Source organism: Xanthomonas melonis (assembly GCF_020783655.1).
GTDB lineage: Bacteria > Pseudomonadota > Gammaproteobacteria > Xanthomonadales > Xanthomonadaceae > Xanthomonas > Xanthomonas melonis.
The window spans coordinates 224,330-251,205 of sequence record NZ_JAJGQH010000002.1 but is presented as its reverse complement, the minus strand read 5'-3'; the positions used below and the strand labels follow the sequence as shown (position 1 = coordinate 251,205).

The following is a 26,876-nucleotide window of genomic DNA, read 5'->3' as shown; positions in this document are numbered from 1 at the left end:
CCATGATCGTTGGTGCGCAGCGACCTGGACACGGGATCCGCTGCGCAATGGAATGCGCGAAGGAGGGGCCACGAATGCCGCTGGCGCGCGCAGTCAGTCGCTCTCGATGCCACTACCGACACCGCATTTTAAGCGGTGTCGATTTCGACGCGAGCGGCCAGGTGTTGCGGTACGTCGGGTGGTCGCGCCAATCCAGCCTCAGTGGACATAGCGGCGCCTCGAGGCGTTCCGGCACCGGCGTTTCATCGTTTCACTCGAGCCCCAGCAGTGTCGAGCGGTCGCCCAGGGTGCGTTGCAGGGGAAGCTCCGATGGCGTCAGGGATCCGTCGCCCGTGACGTTGTGCACGGGTCGCGCCGATTCTCTGGCGCGGGTCTGCGCCCCGCGATACGGCGACGGCAGTTCAGACGCGTGAAGACGGTGGCGCTGGACGCGGCCGCGGCCGACCAAGGTTTTGCGCAACCCAGCCTGCTGGCGTCCTGTCGGCGGACTCTTTTTGTCCGCAGCGGGCACAGCTATTCAGTCCGAAAATGTCTCATGAGACACGACGTAGGTCTCTGTTTTCCAAAGAATTATCAAAAAAATAATAAAAGCAAGCCGAAGTGTGACAAAAAGCACGCTTATCTTCGCTTCCTGTCAAAAACTTGACGCCTGATTTGGCGGCTGTTAACACTTCGCGCAGCTCTATGGTTGGGTAGCGTTCACTTTTTGACTATCCAGGGTGCAGGTACAACTTCCACCCGCCGGCAGGTCCATAGCGCCAGCAACCACGGGGAATCGCACGGTGCGGTCGGCCGCTCGATGGTGGGGGTTTGTCACTAACCAGTCCCAACAACTCAGGAGTCGTAGTCGATGAATCGGATTTATCGCAAGGTCTGGAACAAATCGTTGGGCGTGTGGACCGTGGCCTCGGAATTGGCCAGCGGCGACAGCCCTGGAGCAGTCGCTCAGGCCTCGCTCATCGACCGCCGGCACAGCCTGGCACTGACTGCCGCAATCGCCCTGGCGCTGGGTAGCGCAGGACTCGTCGCCCCCATCGATGCCGCTGCGCAATCGGTCGAAGTCGGCCGTGGCGCCTCTGCACCTGCCGGCAAGGCCACCGCCATCGGTGCCGGCAGCCGTGCCAGCGCCACCGGCGCGGTCGCAACTGGCGCCGACAGCAGCGCCACCGGTGTGAACAGCAGCGCGATCGGTCGCCAGACCAACGCCATTGGTGAAAACGCCGTGGCCATCGGCTACAACAGCTTCGTCCGCCAGGCTGGCGAGAACGGCGTGGCGCTGGGCGCCAATGCCGGCGTCACTGGCGCCAATTCGGTCGCGCTGGGCGCAGGCTCGCGTACCCACGAAGACGACGTGGTGTCGATCGGCAGTGGCAATGGCCGCGGCGGCCCCGCGACGCGCCGCATCACCAACCTGGCCGCCGGTGTCAATGCGACCGACGCGGTGAATGTCGCGCAGTTGCAGGGCGTGGCCGATGTGGCTGAAGACACCGCTACGTTCTTCAAGGCAAGCGCGGGTCAGGACAGCGTTGGCGCCTATGTCGAAGGCGACAGCGCGCTGGCTGCAGGCGATGCTGCCAATGCGATCGGCACGGCGACCGTCGCCTTGGGAACCGGTGCCAATGCCGTGGCGGAAAATGCCACCGCCGTGGGCGCCAACGCGCTGGCGGCCGGACAGAACAGCGCGGCGTTCGGCCACAACGCACAGGCCAACGGCCCGGCCAGCGTGGCCGTTGGCGGCGCGGCGGTGAATGCAGACGGCGAGCCGTTGGTCACCAACGGCGGCGTGCCCGTGACCACCGGTGCCACTAGCGCCGGGGTAGGCGGCACTGCGGTCGGTGCCAGCGCCAGCGCCGACGGTTTTGCAGCATCGTCCTTTGGTGTCGGCGCCTATGCCGCTGGCGCGCAAGCCTCCGCCTTCGGTGCGGTGGCCAATGCCGGCGGCGACTACGCCACTGCCGTCGGCACCCAGACCAGCGCCAGCGGTACCAGCAGCACCGCAGTGGGCGGTCCGGTTGATCTGATTCCAGGGCTGGGCTTCTTCGTGCAGACCCAGGCCAGCGGCGAAGCGTCGACGGCGCTGGGCGCCGGCGCGATCGCTTCGGGCACCAACACGACGGCGACCGGTACGCTGAGCGAAGCGTCGGGGACCAACGCCACCGCCGTGGGTTACTTCGCCTACGCGCCGGGTGAGCAGGCCACGGCGATAGGCCCGGAATCCTGGGCCAGCGGCGACTTGAGTACCGCACTGGGCAGCTACAGCACCGCGCGCGGCGCAAACTCGGTGGCGCTGGGCGCCAATTCGGTGGCCACCCGCGCCGATACGGTGTCGGTGGGCGCAGCCGGCGCCGAGCGTCAGATCACCAACGTCGCTGCCGGTACCGAGGACACCGACGCGGTGAACCTGCAGCAGCTCACCGCGGTGTCCGATGTGGCCTCGGCCACGGCCCGCAGCTTCGCTGCCACCGGCGACGGCAGTGCGCTTGCCGAAGGTGTCGACAGCGTGGCGGCCGGTTCCAACGCGTCGGCGCTGAGCGATTACAGCACTGCGCTGGGTTCCAGCAGCATTGCATCGGACATCAACACCACCGCCGTCGGCAGCGGTGCGGTGGCCAATTTCAACAATGCCACCGCGGTGGGCTTCAACAGCATCGCCAGCGATCGCTACGCCACCGCGCTGGGCGCGGACAGCACGGCGTCGGGCTTCTATGGCACGGCGGTCGGCAGCACCAGCGTGGCCGAAGGCCGCGGCGCCACCGCGATCGGTTTCGAAAGCATCGGCAACGGGCTCGAATCCACCGCGTTGGGCTTCGCCAGCGTGGCATGGGGCGACACCAGCACCTCGGTCGGTGCGGAGAGTACCGCGTACGGCGAGGGCAGCGTGGCGCTGGGCTTCAGTACGGGTGCCGGTGGTACGGGCTCCATTGCGATCGGTAACACCACCTTCAGTGGCGGCGAACGTGCGATCGCGATCGGTGCGCAGAGCAATGCCGGCGGCACCGACAGCGTTGCGCTGGGCGCCTCCAGCAACGTGTCGGGCGACGAAAGCATTGCATTCGGTGCAAGCAGTCAGGCCGCTGCGACGGGTGCCGCAGCCGTTGGCAGCTACGCTAGCGCCAGCGACGTCTACGCCACGGCGGTGGGGGCCTACAGCAGCGCCAGCGGTATCCACGCTACCGCGCTCGGTGCCGACAGCAGGGCACTGGGAGCTTCCAGCACTGCCGTCGGCGGCTACAGCGTCGCAAATGAGCGCGGTGCAACGGCGATCGGCTACGACAGCATCGGCAACGGGACCGCGTCGACCGCGCTGGGCCTTGCCAGTGTGGCGTGGGGTAACGGTGGCACCGCCATCGGTACCGAAAGTGTCGCCTACGGCGATGACAGCACGGCGCTGGGCGCGAATGCGTCTGCAACCAACCTCGCGTCGATCGCTGTGGGCACCTATGCAGTCGCGGCTGGCCAGGCCGCCACGTCGCTTGGCGGCCAATCCTACGCGGGTGGCGACGAGAGCGTCGCGCTGGGCTGGCAATCCAACGCTTCGGGCGCGCAGAGCGTCAGCCTCGGCAGCGATGCGTACACCCCTGCCGACAACAGCGTCGCGCTGGGCGCAGGCTCGCTCGCCGATCGCGCCAACACGGTGTCGGTGGGCACGGTCGGCGGCGAGCGTCAGATCACCAACGTGGCGGCCGGTACCGAAGGTACCGATGCGGTGAACCTGGACCAGCTCAATGCCGTGGCTGGCGCTGCCGAAAATACCGCGCGCCTGTATGCCGGCACCGGCGCAGGCACGGCCGTGGCGCAGGGCGAGGATGCGACGGCGTCCGGTTCCGACGCGACGGCGGACGGCGATTACAGCAGCGCCTTCGGCGCCAGCAGCCAGGCCACTGCCATCGGTGCGGTGGCGATCGGTAGCGGTGCCAGCGCCAGTGCGCAATACGCCAGCGCGGCCGGCTACAACGCCGTTGCCAGCGGTTTCAGCAGCGTGTCCAACGGCGCGCTCAGCCAGGCCGGCGGCGACTACGCCGTGGCGGTGGGCGGGGAAAGCGAAGCGGCCGGTGCGCAGAGCACCGCGCTGGGTGCGGCGGCCGGCGCCTATGGCGACGGTTCGCTGGCTGCCGGCGCGTTGAGCGAGGCCGAGGGCAGCGAATCCACCGCGGTGGGGTATTTCGCCAGCGCCAATGGCGAATCGGCCACTGCGGTCGGTGCGGAAAGCGTCGCCAACGGCACCAGCGCTGCTGCATTCGGTTTCGGCGCCGAGGCCACCGCCAACTATTCCACCGCACTGGGCGGCTACTCCACCGCCAGCGGTTTCAACAGCACGGCCCTGGGTAACTTCAGCACTGCCAGCGGCTCCAGCGCGGTCGCCGTGGGCGGCGATGCCAGCGCCACCGGCGCCTACAGCATCGCGGCAGGCCAGGGCAGCGTGGCCAGTGGCTACAACAGCGTGTCGGTCGGCGGCGCCTTGCTCGGCCTGTTGCCGACCGAAGCCTCCGGCGATTTCTCCACCGCAGTCGGTGGCGCGGCGTGGGCGCCGGGCCTCAACAGCACCGCACTGGGTAATTTCGCCGAGTCCTCGGGCGAAGGCAGCGTGGCCCTGGGCGCCGATTCGGTGGCCGATCGCGACTTCGCGGTGTCGGTGGGCAGTGCCGGCAACGAGCGTCAGATCACCAACGTGGCCGCCGGCACGCAGGGTACCGATGCGGTGAACCTGGATCAGCTCAATGCCGTGGCCGAAGCCGGCCAGGCCACCAGCAAGTACTTCCAGGCCAGCGGCAGCGACGACAGCGATGCCGGCGCCTATGTCGAGGGCGACAACGCACTGGCGGCAGGCGAGGGTGCCAACGCGATCGGCGACCGCAGCACCGCACTGGGCTCCGGTGCCCAGGCAGTGGCCGATGCGAGTACCGCCTTGGGCGTGAGCGCACTGGCCAATGGTGCCGGCAGCGCGGCGGTGGGCAGCAATGCCCAGGCCCTGGGCGAGAACAGCAGCGCCGTCGGCAGCAACGCGCAGGCCAGCGACATCGGCGCCACCGCCAATGGTGCCGGTGCACAGGCCGTGTCCACCTACACCACGGCGCTGGGCAGCGAGGCGGTGGCGTCCGACAACCAGGCCACGGCGGTGGGCTTCCGCGGTACCGCGTCGGGCGTGGCCAGCGCCGCGTTCGGCGGTTACAGCCAATCCACCGGCAGGCTTTCCTCGGCACTGGGTTACGGCGCGGAGGCATTGAGCGATTACAGCACTGCGGTGGGTGCCTCGGCGCGGGCGGCAGGCGTCAGCGCCGTGGCCGTGGGCGAGTTCAGCGAAGCGACCGGTGCGGAAAGCGTGGCGGTGGGCGGCAGCACGTTCGGCGGTTTCATTCCTGCGCGTGCCTCCGGCACCGGCGCCGCTGCGTTCGGCGCGGGCGCCTGGGCCACCGACGACTACACCACGGCGATCGGCTGGAACTCGTACGCCGATGGCGCCAACGCAAGCGCGCTGGGACAGAGCGCGGCCGCGCTGGCCGACAACACGCTGGCAGTCGGCGGAGGCAGCCGCGCCGACGCGGTCGGTGCGAGCGTGATCGGTGTGGACGGATCGGCCACCGGTATCAACAGCACGGGCGTCGGCCGGCAGGTCAACGTGATCGGCGAGAACGCGGTCTCGGTAGGCTACAACTCGTTCGTGCGCCAGAGCGCGGTCAATGGCGTGGCCCTGGGCGCCAACGCCGGTGCCACCGGTGCCAATTCGGTGGCGCTGGGTGCGGGTTCGCGGACCTACGAGGCCGACACGGTGTCGATCGGCAGCGGCAATGGGCGCGGCGGTCCGGCGACGCGCCGCATCGTCAACGTCAGCGATGGCCAGGCGGCGACCGATGCGGTCAACAAGGGCCAGCTGGATGCCTTGTCGGCCGATGTGCAGACCACCAGCAGCATGTTCAAGACCACCGGCGATGCCGTGGCCACCGCCAACGGCGAGCGCAGCACGGCCGCAGGTTCCGGGGCTGCAGCGACCGGCGCACGCAGCGTGGCCATCGCGTCCGGCAGCCGGGCTTCGGCCACCGGTGCCAGTGCGATGGGCGTGGACAGCAGCGCCAGCGGCATCAACAGCACCGCGATGGGCCGCCAGACCAATTCGATCGGCGAGAACGGCGTTGCGCTGGGTTACAACTCGTTCGTGCGCGAAAGCGGCAGCAATGCCGTGGCCCTAGGCGCAAATGCCGGTGCCAGCGGCGCCGATTCGGTGGCCCTGGGCTCGGGGTCGCGGACCTATGATGCCAATACGGTGTCGGTCGGTAGCGGCAATGGCCGCGGTGGCCCGGCGACGCGGCGTATCGTCAACGTTGGCGCCGGTGCGATCGCCGATGCCAGTACCGATGCGATCAACGGCGGCCAGTTGTTCCAGTCGCTGAGCAATGCGGCCAGCTTCCTCGGCGGCGGTGCGGCGATCGGTGCGCAAGGCGTCTTCGTGGCGCCGACCTACGTGATCCAGGGTGCCAGCTACAACAACGTGGGTGCGGCGCTGACTGCGCTGGACAGCAGGGTCAGCGAACTCGATGGGCGGTCTGTCGCCATGGCGCCGCGCCCGACGCCGCCGAGCAATACGGGCGTGCCGGTTGCGCCTGTCTCCACCCCGGTCAGCAATGTCTCGGCCGGCGTGCAGGGCACGCCGACTGCGGCGGTGGTGGGTGCGATCACGCCGGCCGCCACGCCCACGGTGGTGGGGAACGCGGCGGTCGCCAATCACGTCACCGGCACCGCCATCGGCAACAACGCCTACGCGCATGGTCCCAACGACACGGCGATCGGCAGCAATGCGCGCGTCAACGCCGATGGCAGCACCGCGGTGGGCGCCAACACGCAGATCGCGGCAGCGGCGACCAATGCGGTGGCGCTGGGCGAAGGCGCGCAGGTCGCAGCGGCATCGGGCACGGCCATCGGCCAGGGCGCGCGCGCCACCGCGCAGGGTGCAGTGGCGCTGGGCCAGGGTTCGGTCGCCGACCGCGCCAACACGGTGTCGGTGGGGAGTGTGGGCGGCGAGCGTCAGGTGGCCAATGTGGCCGCCGGAACGCGCGCCACCGATGCGGTGAACAAGGGGCAACTGGACAGCGGGGTCGCCGCGGCCAACAGCTACACCGACAGCCGCTACAGCGCGATGGCCGACAGCTTCCAGAGCTACCAGGGCGATATCGAAGACCGTCTGCGTCGGCAGAACCGTCGTCTGGACCGCCAGGGCGCGATGAGCTCGGCGATGTTGAACATGTCCGCCAGCGTGGCGGGCATCGCATCGCAGAACCGCATCGGTGCCGGCGTCGGCTTCCAGAACGGCGAATCGGCGCTGTCGGTGGGCTACCAGCGTGCGATCAGCCCGCGCGCCACCCTGACCGTGGGCGGTGCGCTCAGTGGCGATGACCGTTCCATCGGCGTGGGTGCCGGTTTCGGTTGGTAAGCGCGGTTGCATCAACGCGACGGCGCGGTTGCGCGCCGTCGCGGCAGGGCAGGGCCTGAGGGGGCGGGCAGGGACCGTGGCTAGGCCAGCCAACGGATCCGCATGCAGGGATGGCCGTATCAGGAGCGATCGACAAGAGGCAGCGGGCCGTACCACGGCTGCGCTGCGTTTTCGACGCTGCTCCAAGCCTGATTGACGAAAAACACGAAGAGGACTTCACCGTGATCGACAAGACTTTCCGCCTCACTCCGCTGACCGGCGCCATTCTGATGATGGCCCTCGGTGCTTCCGGCACCTTGGCCGCGGCGCCCAAGCTGCTGGTCAAGGAACCGGCCCAGGCAGCCCCTGCCGGTGCCGCCTTCAGCAGCCGCCTGATCGTGCGCTACAAGGACGATTCGGCCGCCGCGACCGATCGCAACAGCAAGCTGAGTGCCGTGCAGGCCGCCGTCGGCCGCGTCGGTGCCGCATCGGGCGCACGCAGCGCCGCTGCCGCCGCGAAGGCGACCTATGTGCGCAAGCTGGGAATCGGTTCGGACCTGATCAAGCTGTCCAGTACCCTGACCCCCGCGCAGGTGGACAAGGTGGTGGTGGAGCTGAAGAACGATCCTGTCGTGGCCGATGTGCAGATCGATCGCATGCTGCGTCCGGTGGAAATTCGGAAGAGCGTGGCCGCCACCGACGTGAGCCCGCAGCTGGTTCCCAACGACCCGTTGTACGCGCAGTACCAGTGGCACCTGAGCAACCCCACCGGCGGCATCAATGCGCCGGCGGCATGGGATCTGTCGCAGGGTGCGGGCGTGGTGGTGGCGGTGCTGGATACCGGCATCCTGCCGGGCCATCCGGACTTCGCCGGCAATCTGCTGCAAGGCTACGATTTCATCTCCGATGCCGAAATCTCGCGCCGTCCGACCGATGCCCGGGTTCCCGGCGCGCTGGACTACGGCGATTGGGAAGAGGCCGACAATGTCTGCTACCCCGGTTCGGTGGCACAGGAAAGCTCCTGGCACGGTACCCACGTCTCCGGCACCGTGGCCGAGGCGACCAACAACAGCGTCGGTATGGCCGGCGTGGCGCCCAGGGCGACCGTGCTGCCGGTGCGCGTGCTCGGCCGCTGCGGCGGTTACACCTCCGATATCGCCGATGCCATCGTGTGGGCCTCCGGCGGCACGGTGCAGGGGATCCCGGCCAACACCAATCCGGCCGAAGTGATCAACCTGAGCCTGGGCGGTGGCGGGGCCTGCGATGCGGCCACCCAGCTGGCGATCAATGGCGCGGTCGCGCGCGGCACCACCGTGGTGGTGGCGGCCGGCAACAGCAGCGACGACGCGGCTGACTACTCGCCGGCCAGCTGCAACAACACCATCACGGTGGGTGCGACCCGTATCACTGGCGGCATCGCCTACTACTCCAACTACGGCAGCAAGGTCGATCTGTCCGGTCCTGGCGGCGGCGGCAGCGTGGACGGCAATCCGGGCGGCTATGTCTGGCAGGCAGGCTACACCGGCGCCACCACGCCGACGTCCGGTTCCTACACCTACCTGGGGCTGGGGGGCACCTCGATGGCATCGCCGCACGTGGCCGGCATCGTGGCCCTGGTGCAGAGCGCAGCGATCGGTCTGGGCGAAGGTCCGTTGACGCCGGCCGCGGTGGAAGCCCTGCTCAAGCAGACCAGCCGCCGTTTTCCGGTGACCCCGCCCAGCGCAACGCCGATCGGCAGCGGCATCGTCGATGCCAAGGCCGCACTGGAAGCGGTACTGGAAGAGCCCTGCGATCCGGAGACCGAGAGCTGCGCACCGACCGCCATCGCCCTGACCAACAAGGTGCCGCTGACCGGCCTGAGCGGCGACTACGCCAGTTCCACGCTATACAGTTTCGAAGCCAAGGCCGGTGCGGTGCTGAGTTTCATGACCTATGGCGGCACCGGCGACGTGTCGGTCTATGTCAGCCATGAAGCCGAGCCCAGCAACACCAGCTTCGATGCCAAGTCGACCCGTCCCGGCAACAGCGAAACCGTCCGTTTCACTGCGCCCAAGGCAGGGACCTACTACATCAAGCTGGTCGGCGCGATGGACTATGCGAAGGTGACGCTCGTCGCGCGACAGTAAGCTCGAGCAATAGTGTGACCGATGCCCCCGGCCAATCACCGGGGGCATCGTTTTTCAGGGTGATCGAACGACGCGCGCTTGATCGTCGCGGCAAACTGCTACAGTCGGCGCCGGACCAGTGGAGACGAGTGTGAACGCGGTTGCCGTCGATCCAATTGAGCATCGAAGCGCGGAGACGCGCATCGTCGAAGCGCTGCTTGAACGCCGTCGTCTGAAGGACACCGATCTGTTGCGCGCGCGTCAGCTGCAGGCCGAATCGGGGATGGGGCTGCTGGCCTTGCTGGGCCGCCTGGGCCTGGTGTCCGAGCGCGATCATGCGGAAACCTGCGCCGATGTGCTTGGCCTGCCGCTGATGGATGCGCGCCAACTCGGCGATACCCCGCCGGAGATGCTGCCCGAAGTGCAGGGGCTGTCGCTGCGCTTCCTCAAGCAATTCCACCTGTGCCCGGTGGGCGAACGCGATGGCCGGCTGGATCTGTGGATCGCCGACCCATACGACGATTACGCCGTCGACGCAGTGCGTCTGGCCACCGGCTGTGCACTGTTCCTGCAGGTCGGTCTGCGTTCGGAAATCGACGACCTGATCGAGCGCTGGTATGGCCAGGGCCGCAGCGCGATGGGCACCATCGTGGAAACCGCCGATGGCGATGCCAACAGCAGCGACGATATCGAAGCCTTGCGCGATCTGGCCTCCGAAGCGCCGGTGATCCGCCTGGTGAACCTGGTGATCCAGCACGCGGTGGAGCTGCGCGCCTCCGACATCCACATCGAACCGTTCGAAAGCCGGCTCAAGGTGCGTTACCGCGTGGATGGGGTGCTGGTGGAGGGCGAAAGCCCGCCCGCCAAGCTGACCGCCGCGGTGATCAGCCGCATCAAGATCATGGCCAAGCTCAATATCGCCGAGCGCCGCCTGCCGCAGGACGGACGCATCATGTTGCGCGTACAGGGCAAGGAACTGGACCTGCGCGTCAGCACCGTGCCGACCGCGCATGGCGAAAGCGTGGTGATGCGTCTGCTCGACCGCGAAACGGTGGTGTTCGACTTCTACAAGCTCGGCTTCACCGAAGAATTCCTGCCGCAGTTCCGCAAGGTGCTGGAGCAGCCGCACGGCATCATGCTGGTCACCGGCCCCACCGGCTCGGGCAAGACCACCACGCTGTATACCGCACTGAGCCAGCTCAATACCGCCGACGTCAAGATCATCACCGTCGAAGATCCGGTGGAATACCAGATCGAAGGCATCAACCAGATCCAGGCCAAGCCGCAGATCGGGCTGGATTTCGCCAATGCGTTGCGCAGCATCGTGCGCCAGGATCCGGACATCATCATGATCGGCGAAATGCGCGATCTGGAAACCGCGCGCATCGCCATCCAGTCCGCGCTCACCGGCCACCTGGTGCTCTCGACGCTGCACACCAACAACGCCGCCGGCGGCATCACCCGCCTGTTGGACATGGGGGTGGAGGATTACCTGCTGACCTCCACCATCAATGGCATCCTGGCGCAGCGGCTGGTACGCAAGCTGGATCTGGCCAATGCCGAACGCTACGCCGCCGCGCCGGAGGAGATCGAGAAGTTCGATCTGCGCCGCCTGCAGCCGGAGGGCGAGATCTTCCTGTATCGCCCGCGCCCGTCGGCCGCCGCGCCGACCGGTTATCTGGGCCGCACCACCATCGTCGAATTCCTGGTGATGAACGACGAACTGCGCCGTGCGGTGATGCGTCGCGCCGGCATGGGCGAGATCGAACAACTCGCCCGCCAGGCGGGCATGCGCACCATGTACGAAGACGGCTTGGCCAAGGCCCTGCGCGGCGAAACCACCATCGAGGAAGTACTGCGCGTCACGGAGGATGCGTGAGGATGGTGCCGGGACCGGGGACCGGGGACCGGGGACCCGGGAACAGCCGAGGCAATGGCGCTGCGGGGTACGTTGTATTCGCTGACCATCGCGCTGCCAAGTTTCAGTGCGGCAGTGAACAGCTTTTCCCGGGTCCCCGGTCCCCGGTCCCCGGTCCCGGCTCGCCCTGATGCCCCTCTACCGCTACAAAGCGCTGGACGCGCACGGCGAAATGCTCGATGGCCAGATGGAAGCGGCCAGCGATGCCGAGGTGGCGCTGCGCCTGCAGGAACAGGGCCACCTGCCGGTGGAAACCCGCCTGGCCACCGGCGAAAACGATTCGCCCTCGCTGCGCATGCTGCTGCGCAAGAAGCCATTCGACAATGCTGCGCTGGTGCAGTTCACCCAACAACTGGCGACGCTGATCGGTGCCGGGCAGCCGTTGGACCGCGCCCTGTCGATCCTGATGGACCTGCCCGAGGACGACAAGAGCCGGCGGGTGATCGGCGACATCCGCGACACCGTGCGCGGCGGTGCGCCGCTGTCCTCGGCGCTGGAACGCCAGCACGGGCTGTTTTCCAAGCTCTACATCAACATGGTGCGCGCGGGCGAGGCCGGCGGCAGCATGCAGGACACCTTGCAGCGGCTGGCCGATTACCTGGAACGCAGTCGCGCGCTCAAGGGCAAGGTCATCAACGCCTTGATCTATCCGGCGATCCTGCTGGCGGTGGTGGGTTGCGCGCTGCTGTTCCTGCTCGGTTACGTGGTGCCGCAGTTCGCGCAGATGTACGAAAGCCTGGATGTGGCGTTGCCCTGGTTCACCCAGGCGGTGCTGAGCGTGGGGCTGCTGGTGCGCGACTGGTGGATCGTGCTGGTGGTGGTGCCGGGCATGCTGGGACTGTGGCTGGATCGCAAGCGACGCAATGCGGCGTTTCGGGCGGCGCTGGACGAATGGCTGTTGCGCCAGAAGGTGGTCGGCAGCCTGATCGCGCGGCTGGAAACCGCACGCCTCACGCGCACCCTGGGGACCTTGCTGCGCAATGGTGTGCCGTTGCTGGCGGCGATCGGCATCGCGCGCAACGTGATGTCCAATACCGCCCTGGTCGACGACGTTGCTGCCGCTGCCGACGACGTCAAGAACGGCCATGGCCTGTCGATGTCGCTGGCGCGCGGCAAGCGCTTTCCGCGGCTGGCGCTGCAGATGATCCAGGTCGGCGAGGAATCCGGCGCGCTGGATACCATGCTGCTCAAGACCGCTGACACGTTCGAACTGGAAACCGCGCAGGCCATCGATCGCGCGCTGGCCGCGCTGGTGCCGCTGATCACCCTGGTGCTGGCCTCGGTGGTGGGCCTGGTCATCATTTCGGTGCTGGTACCGCTGTATGACCTCACCAATGCCATCGGCTAGTCGCGGCGGCGCGGCCGACCTGCAGGCACGCGCAGTGCGCGGCTGCGATGTCGCTGTGGGCAGCGCGATCGCCATGCGGCATGCTGGCGCGCGTGCGCTGCGCCGCGCCGGCCACAGGCAGCGGCCGACGATGGTGCCCCATTTTTTCGGCGACCGTCCTGTGCATGGGCGGGAACCATTGCTCTGGTCGCCCTGTCTTGTATTGGCGGCAGCATTCTTCATCGACGTGCAAGGAAATCGTTCATGATCAAGCGTTCCATCACCCGCAGTCCGTCGCGTGCAGGCCAGGCCGGTATGAGCCTGCTGGAAATCATCATCGTCATCGTGCTGATCGGTGCGGTGCTCACCCTGGTCGGCAGTCGCGTGCTCGGCGGTGCCGATCGCGGCAAGGCCAATCTGGCCAAGTCGCAGATCCAGACCCTGGCCGGCAAGATCGAAAACTTCCAGCTGGACACCGGCAAGCTGCCGAGCAAGCTCGACGATCTGGTCACCCAGCCCGGCGGCAGCAGCGGCTGGCTGGGCCCGTACGCCAAGCCGGTCGAACTCAACGATCCGTGGGGCCACACCATCGAATACCGCGTGCCGGGCGATGGGCAGCCGTTCGACCTGATCAGCCTGGGCAAGGACGGGCGCCCCGGCGGCAGCAGCTACGACGCGGACATCAAGTACCAATAAGCCGCGTCCATGTGCCGTGCGCGTCCGCCGTTGCGTTGCCCTCCCGCAGTGTTCGGCCCCGGCCGCAGACGCGCGCGCGGCACCTCGTTGCTGGAAATGCTGCTGGTGATCGCGCTGGTCGCCATGGCCGGCGTGCTGGCGGCGGCCGCCCTGAACGGCGGCATCGACGGCATGCGCCTGCGCACCGCCGGCAAGGCGATCGCCTCGCAGTTGCGTTACACGCGCACCCAGGCCATCGCCACCGGCACTCCGCAGCGGTTTCTGATCGATCCGATGCAACGCCGCTGGGAAGCGCCCGGCGGTCATCATGGCGATCTGCCGTCTTCGCTGGACGTGCGCTTCACCGGTGCGCGCCAGGTGCAGTCGCGGCAGGATCAGGGAGCGATCCAGTTCTTTCCCGATGGCGCTTCCACCGGCGGGCGGATCGATCTGCAGGTCAAGGACGCGCGCTGGCGCGTGGACGTGGGCTGGATCACCGGTGAAGTGCGTTCCGGTCCGTTGCGGACGCCCGCGCCATGAGGCGACAACGCGGCTACTCCCTGATCGAGGTGATCGTGGCCTTCGCCTTGCTCGCGCTGGCGCTGAGTCTGTTGCTGGGATCGTTGTCCGGTGCCGCACGTCAGGTGCGTGCGGCCGACGAAGGCACGCGCGCCACGCTGCACGCGCAATCGCTGCTGGCTGCGCAAGGCATGGAGAAGCCATTGGTGCCCGAACAGCAGCAGGGCAGCTTCGAGAACGGGCATTTCCGTTGGTCGATGGACGTGCGCCCGTACGAGGAGCCGCGCCGCAACCCGCAGGCGCCGGTGGCCCCCGGCGCGAACCGGCTGCTGCAACTGACCCTGGTGGTGCGTTGGGGCGAGGCGCCCAGCCAGAAGCTGCAGTGGCGCACCTTGCGGCTGGTTGCGCCCACCGCGCAGGACAGCGCGCTATGACGCGTGCGCGCAGCGCCGGCTTCACCCTGATCGAAGTGCTGCTGGCCACCATGCTGCTGGTCGGCGGGCTGGCGCTGGCCTTCGCCACCTTGCGCTCGGCCAGCGCGGTGAGCCAGCGCGGCGAAGCCATCGCCCAACGCAGCGAGCGCATGCGCGCGGTCGAGGAGTTCCTGCGCCGGCGGCTGGCCGCCGCGTTGCCGCTGGCGATGAGCATCGATCCGCAAAGCCAGCAGCCGATGCTGTTCGTCGGCGAACCGCAGCGCATGCGGTTTGCCGCCGACGTGCCGGACTACCTGGGCCGCGGCGGCCCCTACCTGCACGATCTGTCGGTGGCCGGTGACGGGCAGCGGCGCAGCCTGCAGATTGCGCTGACCATGTTGCAATCGGGCAAGTCGATCGAAGAAGGCAAGGCATTGCCGCCGGAGACACTGACCGATGGCGTGCAGCAGGTGAGCTTTCGCTATCGCGGCATGGATCCGCAGAACGGACGCCTGAGCGCCTGGTTGCCGCAATGGGAATGGCACGACCGTCTTCCCCTGCTGGTGCGCATCGAGATCCGCAGCGACGATACGGCCTGGCCGCCGCTGGTGGTGGCGTTGCCGCAATCCAGCAACCCGGGAGCCGGGCAATGAGCGCGATGCGCGGTGCAGCGCTGGTGCTGGTGCTGTGGTTGATCGCGTTGCTCACCGCGATGATCGGTGCGTTCGCGCTGACCGCACGCGTGGAAGCGCTGCAGGGCAACATGCTGCGCAATGGCGCGCAGGCGCAGGAATACGCGCGCGCCGGCCTGGAGTACGCGCTGTTCCGCTTGCGCAGCGCCGATACCCAGGCGCGCTGGCGCGCAGACGGCCGGCGTTATCGTTGGCAGATGGACCAGGCCAGCGTGGAGATCCGCATCGTCGACGAAAGCGGCAAGGTGGATCTGAACATGGCCGAGCCGGCATTGCTCGCCGCGCTGGTGCGTGCGGTGGATGGCGAGCAAGGCCGCGACACGCGCATCGCCGGCGCCATCGTCGATTGGCGCGATGGCGATTCGTTGAGCCAGCCCGGCGGCGGCGCGGAAGATCGCGACTACGCCGATGCGGGCCTACCCTATGGCGCCAAGGACAGCCCGTTCGAAACCCTGGGCGAATTGCGGTTGGTGCTGGGCATGGATGGCGAGCTGTATCGCAAGCTGCTGCCGAACCTCACCTTGTACAGCGGTCGCTCGCGTCCGGAAGCGCGCTTCGCGCCGGGCCCGGTGTTGACGGCGATGGGCCTGGACGCACGGCAGCTGCTGGCGCAGCGTGACGCGCCGCTGGGTTTGCCGGGTAGCGAGGCGACGGTCGGTGGCTCTGACACTTATAGTATCGAGAGCCGGGCGCGACTGAGTCAGGGACGCGAGGCAGTGTTGCGGGCGGTCGTGTCCATCAGCGCGTCCGCGTTACCGGGGTCGGCCTATACCGTGTTGCGTTGGGAAGAGGGAGCAGCAGTGCAATGACCGCATGGCGGGACACCTTGGGTCGTATCGGCGTACGCGCCATGCCGGGCGCCGGCGGCTTCTGGCGTTGGTGGCAGCAATCGCTGCTGGCGTGGCTGCCGCAGCGCTGGCAGTGGCAGCTGGGTCTGTCGCAGGCGCGCCTGCTGTTGCAGCTCGACGGCGACAGTCTGCAGCTGCTGCGTCAGCGCGATCAGAGCCGCGAGACGATCGCCAGCCTGCCGTGGCCGGTGCAGCCGCACGAGGTCAACAGCGTGCTGCCGACCGCGCTGGACGGCCTGCCGCGGCATTGGCTGCTGCCGGCGGCGCAGGCGTTGCGGCGTCCACTGCGGTTGCCGGCTGCGGCTGCGGCGCGCCTGCAGGATGTGGCGCGCTTCGAGATCGACCGGCAGACCCCGTTCACTGCCGATCAGGTGTATTTCGATGCGCGCGTGCTCGATGTGCGCGAAGACGGCCAGCTCGATGCCGAACTGGTGGTGGTGCCGCGGCGCATGATCGATGGCGAGGCCGGCGTGCCCGATGCCTGGGCGACCGCGTTGTCCGGCATCGACGTGGCCGATGCGCAGGGCGCGCCGCTGGGGGTGAACCTGCTGCCGCCGGCGCGCCGGCTGCGCCGCAGCGACCCGATGCAGCGCTGGAACCTGCTGCTCTCGGCCACCGCGCTGGTGCTGTTGGCGGTGGCCGGCTGGCTGCTGCTGGACAACCGCCGGCAGGCCGCCGACGAGCTGCGCGCCAAGGTGCAGTCCAACGCTGCGCGCGCGCGGCAGGTGGCTGCCGAACGCCAGCAACTGATGGACCTGGTGGAGGGCGCCACGTTCTTCCAGCAGCAACGCGCCACGCGCCCGACCTCGGTGGAGATCTGGGACGAACTGAGCCGGCGGTTGCCGGGCGGCACCTATCTGGAGAAATTCTCGGTCGAAGGCGGGCAACTGCAGTTGATCGGCCTGAGCAACGAGGCTTCCTCGCTGGTACGGCGGCTGGAAGGCTCGCCGTTGTGGCGCACGCCGTCGTTGACCGGCGTGCTGCAGAGCGATGCCGGCCGCAACGTCGATCGTTTCACCATCACCGCCGAACTGGTCGGCCCGGATGCGAAGGAGGCCGCCGATGCCGCGCAGCGTTAAGCGCGATCGCTGGATCGCTCTGGGCCTGCTGCTGCTGGTCCTCGGCGTGGCCTATCTGGTGCTGGTGCATCCGTGGTTCACCCAGCCGATGATCGCCGCACAGGACGAACTGCAGGCACTACGCGAACGCGAGCTGCGTGTGCGCGTGCAATTGCAGCAGGCGCCGCAGGTCAGCCAGCGCTTGCAACAGGCACGCCAGACCCTGGAGAGCCGGCCGGGGTTCCTGCCGGAAACCTCCGCCGAGCTGGCCTCGGCCGGGCTGGTGCAACGGCTGGAGCGCGCCGTGGTGGAAGCCAGCCCCGGCAACCGCAGTTGCGCCATCAGCAACCGTTCGCCGCTGCAGCCGGAAAGCAAGGGCCGCTTCACCCGCGTGGCGGTGCAGGTGCGCCTGCGCTGCGGCACACCGGAGCTGGCCTCGGTGCTGTACAGCCTGGAGAACGGCAGCCCGCGCCTGTTCGTGGACAATCTCAACGTGATGGCGCAGCGCTACCAGCTCTCGCCCAACGAAAGCGGCAACGGCCTGGATATCGCGTTCGAACTGGCCGGCTATCTGCGCCCGGGCGCCAGCGCTGCGCCGTTGAACACCGAGGCCGCGCCGGCTGCCGCCGAGACTACGGAGGCCAGCGATGCGTCTTGACCTGATCGGTCTGAGGACCTGGCTGCTGGCCACCGTGGTGGGCTGGGCCTTGCTGGTGTGCATCCTGGCCGTGGCCGGCCTGGGCAAGCGCGTGGAGCTGCTGCCGGACGATCCGGCACTGGTGCAGCGCCTGCCCACGCTGCCGGCACCGGCGCCCGAGCGACTGGGGCAGTTCGGGAAATACTCGGAGATCGCCGCGCATCCGGTGTTCGCCGAAGATCGTCTGCCGCATCCGTTCTTCCTGTCCGGCAACGACGGCAGCGGCGCCGCCTCGACGGTGCGCCTGACCGGTGTGCTGCTGACCGACAACTTCAAGATGGCCACACTGACCCTGGACCCGCAGGATTCGGTGCGCGTGCAGCTCGGCGGCGAGGCGGTCAAGGGCTGGCGCCTGCTCGCCCTGCAACCGCGCAGCGCCACCATCGAGGGCCCGGGCGGCACCCAGACCCTGGAACTGCACGTGTTCAACGGCCAGGGCGGGCAGCCGCCGACCGCCAACGCGTCCGCGCGAGGTGCGCCCGCTGGCACCCCGCCGTTGCCGGCGCCCGGCGTAGGCGCGCCCGCCGATGCCGCCGCGACGATGCCGCAGCCGCAGCCACAACCGGCCGCGCCGCCCGAGCAACAGCCCGGCGGCCAGCCCCCGCCGACCGTGCCGCCGCAGCGCAGCGATGGCGCACAGGAAGCTCCACGCCCCTCCGACGATCAGATGCGGGCCATCCGCGAACGCATCGAAGCCCGACGCCGCCAGCTGCAACAGCAGCGCCAGAGCGGCTCTACCCCCGGTCAGACCCAATGAGTGAACGCATGACGCCGCGCCTGTTTCCCGTGTCCCTGCTGATTGGCCTGCTGGCCGGTTGCGCCACCACTCCGCCGCCGGACGTGCGCCGCAATGCGCGCCTGGATCCGCAGGTCGGCGCCGCCGGCGCCACCCAGACCCCCGCCGAGCAGCGTGCCGACGGCAATGCCAGCGCCAGGCCCGGCCCGGTGATCCGCCGCGGCAGCGGCGCCATGATCAACCAGAGCGCCGCGTCGGCGCCGGCGCCCACGCTGGGCATGGCCAGCAGCGGCAGCGCCACCTTCAACTTCGAAGGCGAATCGCTGCAGGCCGTGGTCAAGGCGATCCTGGGCGACATGCTCGGGCAGAACTACGTCATCGCCCCCGGCGTGCAGGGCACCGTGACCCTGGCCACGCCCAATCCGGTGTCGCCCGCGCAGGCGCTGAACCTGCTGGAGATGGTGCTGGGCTGGAACAACGCCCGCATGGTGTTCAACGGTGGCCGCTACAACATCGTGCCGGCCGATCAGGCGCTGGCCGGCACGGTGGCGCCCAGCACCGCCTCGCCCTCGGCCGCGCGCGGTTTCGAGGTGCGCGTGGTGCCGCTGAAGTACATCTCGGCCAGCGAAATGAAGAAGGTGCTCGAGCCCTACGCGCGCCCGAACGCCATCGTCGGCACCGACCCGGCGCGCAACGTGATCACCCTGGGCGGCACCCGCGCCGAGCTGGAAAACTATCTGCGTACGGTGCAGATCTTCGACGTGGACTGGCTGTCGGGCATGTCGGTGGGCGTGTTCCCGATCCAGTCCGGCAAGGCCGAGAAGGTCGCCGCCGATCTGGAAAAGGTATTCGGCGAACAGAGCAAGACACCCAGCGCCGGCATGTTCCGCTTCATGCCGCTGGAGAACGCCAATGCGGTGCTGGTGATCACCCCGCAGCCGCGCTACCTGGACCAGATCCAGCAATGGCTGGACCGCATCGACAGCGCTGGCGGCGGCGTGCGGCTGTTCTCCTACGAGCTGAAATACATCAAGGCCAAGGACCTGGCCGATCGCCTGGCGGAAGTGTTCGGCGGCGGGCGCGGCAACGGCGGCGACTCCAGCGCCTCGCTGGCACCGGGTGCAGAGACCAGCGTGCTGGGCGGGCAGCTGGGCAATCGCGACAGCAGCATGGGCGGCAGCTCCGGCCTGACCGGTGGCAGCATCGGCGAAAATGGCGGTAGCACGGTTGGCGGTGAGTTCGGTGGCGGCAGCGGCATGGGCAGCGGCAGTACTGGCGGCGGCCTGGGCAACGGCAGCCTGCAACTGTCGCCGCGCAGCAACGGCAATGGCGCGGTGACGCTGGAGGTGGAGGGCGACAAGGTCGGCGTCTCGGCCGTGGCCGAAACCAACACCCTGCTGGTGCGCTCCACCCCGCAGTCCTGGAATTCCATTCGCGACGTCATCGAAAAGCTCGATGTGATGCCGATGCAGGTGCATATCGAGGCGCAGGTGGCGGAGGTGACGCTGACCGGACGGCTGCAGTACGGCGTGAACTGGTTTTTCGAGAATGCGGTGAATGCGGCTCCAGATTCGATCACCAATGGGTTCGGTGGCGCGGGGCTTCCCAGTGCGGCAGGGCGCAACATATGGGGTGACATCGCCGGTCGAGTAACCAACGGCGGCGCTGCCTGGACGTTCCTTGGCAAGAATGCTGCGGCAGTCATTACTGCGCTGGATACCGTCACCAACGTGCGTTTGCTACAGACACCTTCGGTCTTCGTGCGAAACAACGCCGAGGCCACGCTGAATGTTGGCTCGCGTATTCCGATCAATTCAACGTCGATCAATACCGGGCTGGGCAGCGACAGCAGCTTTTCGTCGGTGCAATACATCGACACCGGCGTGATCCTGAAAGTGCGTCCACGTGTGACCAAGGACGGCATGGTGTTCCTGGATATCGTGCAGGAAGTCAGCTCGCCAGGTCCGCGCCCCGATGCGTGTACTGCGGCGACCACCACCACTGTCAACAGTGCTGCATGCAACGTCGATATCAACACGCGTCGAGTTAAGACCGAAGCAGCCGTGCAGAGCGGCGACACCATGATGCTGGCAGGCCTGATCAACGACAGTACGAACGATGGCAGCGCCGGCGTCCCGTTCTTGAGCAAGCTGCCGGTCGTCGGCGCCTTGTTCGGTCGGAAGACCAGAGACACCGACCGCCGCGAAGTCATCGTGCTGATCACCCCGTCGATCGTGCGCAACCCGCAGGAAGCGCGCAATCTCACCGACGAGTACGGCCAGAAATTCAAGGCCATGGAGCCGTTGAAACCCAGCCAGAAGGCGCAATGAGTGCAGCACTGCCCGTCGTGCTGGTGCCGGTGGGCACCGACGACGAGGCGTTGGATGCCTGCCTGGGCGCGCTGGATGCCGCCACGCCCGCCGGCACGCGGGTGTGGCTGGCCGACGATGCGCAGGCCGGTCCGCGCGGGCGCGCGGTGATCGAACACTGGCTGGCGCGCACCCAGTTGCAGGCACATCACACCCGCCGCCAGCGCATGCTCGGCGCGGTGGCGCATCTGGACGAAATGCTCAGCGCCTGCGGCGATGCCGATGTGGCGGTGCTGGGCGTGGATGCCTGCCCGCTGCCGGGCTGGCTGGGCCTGCTGAGCGCGTGTTTCGCACGCGACGCCGCCATCGCCACCGCTACGCCCTGGAGCAATGTGGGCGAAGCCTGCAGCTGGCCGCGGCTGGGCGAACTCAATGCGCCGCCCGACGCACCGGAACGGCTCGCCGCCGCCTGCGCGGCGATGCCGCCGCTGCACCCGGAACTGCCCTCGGCGGTTGGCCATGCGGTGCTGTTGCGTGGCAGTGCACGGCGCAAGGCCGGCGGCCTGGATGCCAGCAGCTACGGTTCCTGGTATGCCGCGCTGGTGGACCTGAGCCTGCGCATGGGCGGCCTGGGCTGGCGCAACGTGCTGTGCGACACGGCCTTCGTGGCTTCGCCGCACGAAGCCCTCCCGGCCGACGGCGACATGGAAGCGCTGGCCACGCGCTGGCCGGCCTGGCACGCGCGCCTGGCCAGCTTCCTCATGCACGACCCGCTACGCGCCCAGCGCGAGCAGCTGAGCCAGTTGCTGGCCGACCTGCCGCCGCCGGATCCGCAGCGCACGCTGTTCGACGCGTAATCGTCCCGCAGAAAAGATGGCAGCACGAGCACGCTCGCCCTCGAATCCCGAATCCCGAATCCCGAATCCCGGCGCTACAGCGCCACGCGCATCGGCGCTTCGGTGCGCACCACCACATCCAGCGCATCGTGGCGCCAGGATTCGATGTCCAGTTCCACCGCCTGGCCGTCCTCGGCAAAGCTTACGCGCTGCAGGCGGAAGCACGGCGTGCCGGTGGTGGACTGCAACAGCGTGGCCTGCGTGGCATCCAGCCCGGCCGGATGCATCGACAGCTGCGCGCGGCTCAGGAACAGCCCCAGCTTCTGGTTGAACACGGCCGAGAGCGAGCCGGCCAGGTCGTGTTCGAGCAATCCGGGTGCCCAGGCGGCGAGCACCACGTTGGTTTCCAACAGCACCGCGCGGCGGTCGATCCAGCGCCGGCGTTGCAGCACGAAGACATCCTCGTAGCGCGACTGCAGCCTGAGCGCTGCCGCGAAGGCGGCACCGGCGGGCTGGCGGGTCGCGCTCAACAGTTCGGTACGCGGTTTGCGCCCCTGCGCGGCCACGTACTGCATGAACCCGGCGATGCTGGTGGGGTCGTAGCGCACGCGCGGGGCGCTGACGAACCAGCCACGGCGGTTCTCGCGATAGATGCGGCCCTCGGCTTCCAGTTGCTGCAGGGCCTCACGCAAGGTGATCCGGGTGCAGCCAAAGCGCTCGGCCAGCTCGCGTTCCACCGGCAGGCGGTGATCCGGGCCCCAGGCGCCGGCAGCGATCTGAGCGCTGATGGCATCGGTGATGGTGGCTTGGCGCGAGACGCTCATGCGGCGCTCGGCCGCGGGATGACACACAGCATGTGCAAGGCGATGACCAGGAACCCGAAGGCGACGATGGTAAAGAAAGAAAGCGGCCGCGAACCGGCCTTGCCTCACGGTGCGAGGATCGGCTGCGATGCGCGTTGCGCGTTCCAGCTGCGCCAACCATACACGGCCAGCGCAACGAAGCCGGCGTAGAGCAGGGCAGTGGGGTATAGCCCTTTGCTGAGGAACACTCCCACGTAGATGCAGTCGAGCGCGATCCACAACACCCAGTTGGCGATGCGCTTGCGCGCGGCCCAGACGCTGGCGACCAGGCTGAAGCTGGCCAGCGCCGCATCCAGCCACGGCAGCACCGCGTCGGTGCGATGGTGCATGTATGCGCCCAGCGCCGCCGCGAAAGCCGCGCCGATGCCCAGCGAGAGCCACAACTCCCGTTGCGGTATCGGCAACGGGCGAATGCGCGTATCGGCGGTGCCGCGGTCCTGCCAGCGCCACCAGCCATACAGCTGGGTGAGCACATACACTCCCTGCAGCAACATGTCCGAGTACAGCTTCCACTGATAGAACAACCACGCATACAGCGCCACTGCGACGATGCCGACCGGCCAGCACCATCGGATGCGTCGGGCGGTCAGCCACACGCCCAGCAGATTGATCACGACGGCGATGGATTCGAGCAACGACATGCAATGCCTGATGGAAAGTGGACAGCGGTGGGAGAGGCGCACCCCGTGCAAACATCCTTCCCCCGCCTGCGGAGGAAGGTGCCCGAAGGGCGGATGGGGGCAGCAGGCCTCAAAAATCCACCTGCACCGTCAGGCGTGCGGTTCGCGGTGCGCCGGGGAACAGGTAGGCATCGCCCTGATACTCGCCGGAATCGCGCCAGTAGCGCTTGTCGAACACGTTGTCCACGTTCACGCGCCAGGTGGTGGCCAGGCCGCCGATGGGCGCCGCATAGCGTGCCCCCAGGTTGGCGACGGCGTAGGCCGGCACGCTGGCATTGCCGAGCCGGTCGGCGAACTTGCGTCCGCTGTACTGCACCCCTGCCAGCAGCGCCAGGCCCTCCACGCCGGGGACGCGGTAGTCGGCCTGCACGCTGGCGCGCAACTTGGGCACGTTGATGGCCTGATGCCCTTCGTAATCGGCAATGGCGGTGTCCTCGGCGCGCGCGCGGATCGCGGCGATGCTGGCGAACAGGCGCAGCTGCTCGGTCGCCGCGCCGTCGGCCGACAGTTCCAGGCCGCGGTTGTGCAGCCGGCCCTGCTGCACGAACAGCAGTCCGCCATCGGCCTGCGGCTGGGTGAACTGATAGGCCTGGCGGATGTCGAACAGCGCCGCGCCCAGGCGTACTCCCGCCAACGCGATCTTGGCGCCGGTTTCCAGCTGGTAGGCGTTGGTGGGCGGCAGGATCTCATCGGCGTTGTCGGCGAACCACGGTGCGGTGCCGCCCGCGGCCAGGCTCTTGGCGTAGCTGGCATACAGCGACACGTTCTGCTGCGGCTTGAACAGCAGCGCGGCCTGCGGCAGCACGGTGTCCTTGCGCGTGCGCCGTTCCAGCACGCCATCGCGGTCGAAGCTGCGTTCGTCCAGGCGAACCGCACGTGCGCCCAGCGACAGTTCCCAACGGGTGCCCAGACCGATGCGGTCGGCCAGCACCAGCGCGCGTTGCCGGCTGTCCAGGCGGCGTTGCTTGGGGTCCAACGGCACCTCGGTCTGCGCGAAGACGTCCGGATCGCGGTCGATGCGGCCGCTGCCGACGAATTCGTTGACCGAGCCGAAGCGATCGATGGTGCGGCGTAGCCAATCGCCGCCGATGCTGAGGCGGTGTTCCAGCACACCCGTGGTCAGCTTGCCTTCCAGGGTGGCACGCAGTTGATCGTGCACGCGGGTGTCGTCGGGGCTGCGATAGTCGTAGATGTCGTACTCGCCCTGCGCACTGAAGACGTTCGGCGTGACGATGTCGGCGCAGCCGGCCGCGCCGTAACAGCCCCAGGCGAACGCGGAGAAATCGTTGATCGCCGAGCGGCTGTGCGCCGCCTCGGCCGTGGCGCGCCAGTCGTCGTTGAACTGGTAGGCGTAGCGCAGCTGCGCGTTGAGCGTATCCATCTCCACCGGGCGCGCCCACGGCTGGTAGCCGAGCAGGCGGCGCACGTCGATGCCGCGCGGTACCTCGGTGCCGCCGAGCAGCTGATAGCCCGGCACCGAGCGTTGCTGGCGGTGCTGGTATTCCACATCGAGCTGCAGCAGCGATTGTGGATCGATCTTCCAGTCGCCGGCCAACGACAGGAAATTGCGATAGCCGTCGGCGTGCTCGACATAGCTGTCGATGTCTTCGCGCGCGGCATTCACGCGCAGGCCCAGCGCGCGCTCGGCACCGAGCCAGCCGCCCAGATCGGCGGCGAGATAGCGCGAGGCCTGCTCGTCGGTTCCCACGGTCACGCTGCGGACGGGCTCGGGGCGTTTGGTGCGGTAGTCGATCAGGCCGGCCGGTTCGTTGACGCCGGATTGCAGCCCGGACAGACCCTTGAGAATCTGCACCTGCTGTTTGTTCTCCAGCGCGATGGATTGTTCGCCCACCGCGCTCAGCCCGTTGATGCGGTAGCTGTTGGCCGCATTGAGCGAGTAGCCGCGCAGCACGAAGTTTTCGTAATAGCCGATCGGTGCGTACGCATCGCCGGCGGACGCCTCGGCACGCAGCACGTCGCTGAGCACGCGCGCCTGGCGGTCGAGCAACTGCTGGCGGTCGATCGCGGCGATGGAGGCCGGCGCATCCAGCAGGCGCGTGGATCCGAAACCGCTCAGCGCGGTGGCGGTGTCGTTGCGTTCGCCACGCACGTTGACCGCGTCCAGTTCGACTGCGGTGGTGTCGGCGGGTTGTTGCGCCAGCGCAGGTGCGCTCAGGCAGAGCGTCAGTGCGAGGGTGAGCGGGCAGCGGCAGAGCAGTGGGGGGCGTGATGCGTACATGCAAAGGACTCGAGAGAAGAGGGCGCTCATGGCGAGCGGCGCGCCCGCGCAAGCAGATGCGCGAGCAGATCCTGGCCATCGGCGCTGGCGAACCAGTCCGCATGGCCGAGCAGATAGCGGTGATAGGCGATGTCCACGTTCTCGCGCGAACGGGTGATGCCGGCGAAGTATTCGATCTCGCTCAAGGCGAAATCGGCATGCACGATCGGCAGCAGCGCCGCCAGGCACTGCAGCTGCGCGGCGCTCAACGGGCGGTGCAGGGTGTAGCCATCGAGTAAGGCATCGAGCTGGGCGAGTTCAGGCTGCGCGCGCGCACCCAGGTCCAGCTGCAACCAGGGGATGAGATTGCGTTCGATGGCGGTGGCCAGGTCGAACAGCGCGCTGCTGCGATCGCTTAGCCCGAAATCGAAGATCGCGCTGACCTCGGCGTGGCCGGCGTCGCGCTTCCAGAGCAGGTTGGAGGCATGCCAGTCGCCGTGCGTCCACAGCGGCGGCAACGCGCCCGGCGCCGACAACCGTGGCCAGGCCTTGGCATGCCAGGGCAACAGGTGGGCGGCAAGATCGCGTTGCCAGGGGTAGTCGTGCAGTGCCGCGGCCAGGAAGGGGCGTGCCGGCAACGCGCGTTGCAGCGCCTGCAACGGGTCGGCCTGCGCGAACAGCCGCAGATTGGCGACCAGCACGGTGGTGGAGCGGGCCGGAGCGTCGAAGCCCTGTGCGGCATGGTGCAGCCGCGCCAGTGCCGCGCCGGCAGCGTGCGCATGGACAAGTTCGGTGAAGGGCGTCCACGACAAGGCGTCGCGATACAGGTCGCATCCGGCGCCGACACGCTGCACTTCGTAGACCCATTGCGCCTGCGCCAGCGCGGTCTGGCCGTCGGCGGTATGGAGCACCTCCACCACCGGCGCGCCGGCCCAGCGCAGATGCGCCATGAAGGCGTGTTCCTCGCGCAATGCGGCGACATTGCGCACGCTGGCATGGTGACGTTTGACGATCACCGGCCCGGTGGCGGTATCGACGCAGGCCGCAGCGGAAAACGGGCGCGCGCTGTGCCAACGCACGGTCTCGCTGGCGTCGGCCAGGGCGAACTGGCGCAGCACGCGCTGGGTCTCGTCCATCGTCAGCGCAGGCCAATCCGGCAGCGCCAGCTCCAGGCTCATGCCGTGCACCTGGTGGGGCGCGCTCACGATGCTCCCCTCGCGAGGCCGGTGACCACGCGTGAGACGTACAGTGGTATAGACCAGGCTGGGTGGGCGATCCCGCGTCGTCCGACGACCAGGCCGGCATTGCCACGGACGGCGCTGCCAGGCCGTCGTTGCCGCGCAGGCCGCATCAGGCCGTCGCGTAGCAGAAAGTGAAAAGGCAGCGGCAAACCGGAAGGTCGCTGGCTGTCATCTCGGAGATCGAGGGTGGTGCGCCGCAGGCGGCACTGACGCAGCCGCATCGCGGCTGTCGGGCGCGCAGTATGCCCGCTCCGGGCAGCCGCCGCCATGCCGGCCCGCTGGCATGGATGCGTGGAGTTTGCAGGCAGCGCCTGCCGGCGGCGGCTGCCGCAGGTCGTG

At 68.3% G+C, this 26,876-nt stretch carries 18 protein-coding genes; 14 read left to right on the top strand and 4 right to left on the bottom strand.

The features are described from left to right. Positions 1–850 precede the first annotated feature (850 nt). The 14 genes from LL964_RS02900 (at position 851) to LL964_RS02835 (ending at position 21,556) form a co-directional block, all read left to right on the top strand. On the top strand, positions 851–7,423 hold the full coding sequence (locus LL964_RS02900; protein WP_104585018.1) for an ESPR-type extended signal peptide-containing protein: 6,573 nt from the start codon (positions 851–853) through the stop codon (positions 7,421–7,423). Between the two features lie 221 nt (positions 7,424–7,644). Continuing rightward, entirely contained in the window at positions 7,645–9,528 is a 1,884-nt protein-coding gene (locus LL964_RS02895; RefSeq protein ID WP_104585584.1) for a S8 family peptidase, read from the top strand. A 130-nt stretch (positions 9,529–9,658) separates the two neighbouring features. After that, a complete protein-coding gene (gene gspE / locus LL964_RS02890; protein WP_167395175.1) occupies positions 9,659–11,386 on the top strand; it encodes a type II secretion system ATPase GspE in 1,728 nt (575 codons plus the stop codon). 169 nt (positions 11,387–11,555) lie between these two features. Then, positions 11,556–12,773, top strand: a complete 1,218-nt coding sequence (gene xpsF / locus LL964_RS02885) for a type II secretion system protein XpsF (RefSeq protein WP_104585014.1) — start codon at positions 11,556–11,558, stop codon at positions 12,771–12,773. 243 nt (positions 12,774–13,016) lie between these two features. Beyond that, a complete protein-coding gene (gene gspG / locus LL964_RS02880; RefSeq protein ID WP_104536305.1) occupies positions 13,017–13,448 on the top strand; it encodes a type II secretion system major pseudopilin GspG in 432 nt (143 codons plus the stop codon). Between the two features lie 9 nt (positions 13,449–13,457). Further along, positions 13,458–13,967 (top strand): type II secretion system protein XpsH, encoded by a 510-nt coding sequence (xpsH, locus tag LL964_RS02875; RefSeq protein ID WP_104585010.1) that lies wholly within the window; start codon positions 13,458–13,460, stop codon positions 13,965–13,967. Continuing rightward, on the top strand, positions 13,964–14,380 hold the full coding sequence (gene xpsI, locus LL964_RS02870) for a type II secretion system protein XpsI (RefSeq protein ID WP_104585008.1): 417 nt from the start codon (positions 13,964–13,966) through the stop codon (positions 14,378–14,380). Before xpsH ends, xpsI begins: the two co-directional genes overlap by 4 nt. Then, entirely contained in the window at positions 14,377–15,012 is a 636-nt protein-coding gene (locus LL964_RS02865; protein ID WP_104585006.1) for a type II secretion system protein J, read from the top strand. The genes xpsI and LL964_RS02865 overlap by 4 nt, the downstream gene beginning before the upstream one ends. Then, positions 15,009–15,860, top strand: coding sequence for a type II secretion system minor pseudopilin (locus LL964_RS02860; protein ID WP_104585004.1), 852 nt, complete (start codon positions 15,009–15,011; stop codon positions 15,858–15,860). The genes LL964_RS02865 and LL964_RS02860 overlap by 4 nt, the downstream gene beginning before the upstream one ends. Next, entirely contained in the window at positions 15,857–16,978 is a 1,122-nt protein-coding gene (locus tag LL964_RS02855; protein ID WP_104585002.1) for a PilN domain-containing protein, read from the top strand. Before LL964_RS02860 ends, LL964_RS02855 begins: the two co-directional genes overlap by 4 nt. Next, positions 16,962–17,615 carry a type II secretion system protein GspM gene (gspM, locus tag LL964_RS02850; protein ID WP_104585000.1) on the top strand — a complete coding sequence of 218 codons (654 nt, stop codon included), beginning with the start codon at positions 16,962–16,964 and terminating at the stop codon, positions 17,613–17,615. The genes LL964_RS02855 and gspM overlap by 17 nt, the downstream gene beginning before the upstream one ends. Continuing rightward, the gene (gene xpsN / locus LL964_RS02845; protein WP_104584998.1) at positions 17,605–18,411 is read left to right on the top strand and encodes a type II secretion system protein XpsN; all 807 of its coding nucleotides are present in this window, start codon (positions 17,605–17,607) and stop codon (positions 18,409–18,411) included. The genes gspM and xpsN overlap by 11 nt, the downstream gene beginning before the upstream one ends. Continuing rightward, on the top strand, positions 18,408–20,720 hold the full coding sequence (gene gspD, locus LL964_RS02840) for a type II secretion system secretin GspD (RefSeq protein ID WP_104584996.1): 2,313 nt from the start codon (positions 18,408–18,410) through the stop codon (positions 20,718–20,720). The genes xpsN and gspD overlap by 4 nt, the downstream gene beginning before the upstream one ends. Beyond that, positions 20,717–21,556, top strand: a complete 840-nt coding sequence (locus tag LL964_RS02835; RefSeq protein WP_104584994.1) for a glycosyltransferase family 2 protein — start codon at positions 20,717–20,719, stop codon at positions 21,554–21,556. Before gspD ends, LL964_RS02835 begins: the two co-directional genes overlap by 4 nt. Positions 21,557–21,630: 74 nt before the next feature. Here the strand turns inward: LL964_RS02835 and LL964_RS02830 are convergent, their stop codons facing one another. The 4 genes from LL964_RS02830 to LL964_RS02815 form a co-directional block, all read right to left on the bottom strand. Continuing rightward, positions 21,631–22,359: a UTRA domain-containing protein gene (locus LL964_RS02830; protein WP_104584992.1), complete on the bottom strand. Its 729-nt coding sequence runs from the start codon at positions 22,357–22,359 to the stop codon at positions 21,631–21,633. Positions 22,360–22,463: 104 nt separating this feature from the next. After that, positions 22,464–23,039 carry a nicotinamide riboside transporter PnuC gene (pnuC, locus tag LL964_RS02825; protein WP_104584990.1) on the bottom strand — a complete coding sequence of 192 codons (576 nt, stop codon included), beginning with the start codon at positions 23,037–23,039 and terminating at the stop codon, positions 22,464–22,466. A gap of 109 nt (positions 23,040–23,148) precedes the next feature. Further along, a complete protein-coding gene (locus tag LL964_RS02820; protein WP_146092303.1) occupies positions 23,149–25,347 on the bottom strand; it encodes a TonB-dependent receptor in 2,199 nt (732 codons plus the stop codon). Further along, positions 25,344–26,501: a phosphotransferase enzyme family protein gene (locus tag LL964_RS02815; protein ID WP_104584986.1), complete on the bottom strand. Its 1,158-nt coding sequence runs from the start codon at positions 26,499–26,501 to the stop codon at positions 25,344–25,346. The genes LL964_RS02820 and LL964_RS02815 overlap by 4 nt, the downstream gene beginning before the upstream one ends. Between the last annotated feature and the right edge of the window lie 375 nt (positions 26,502–26,876).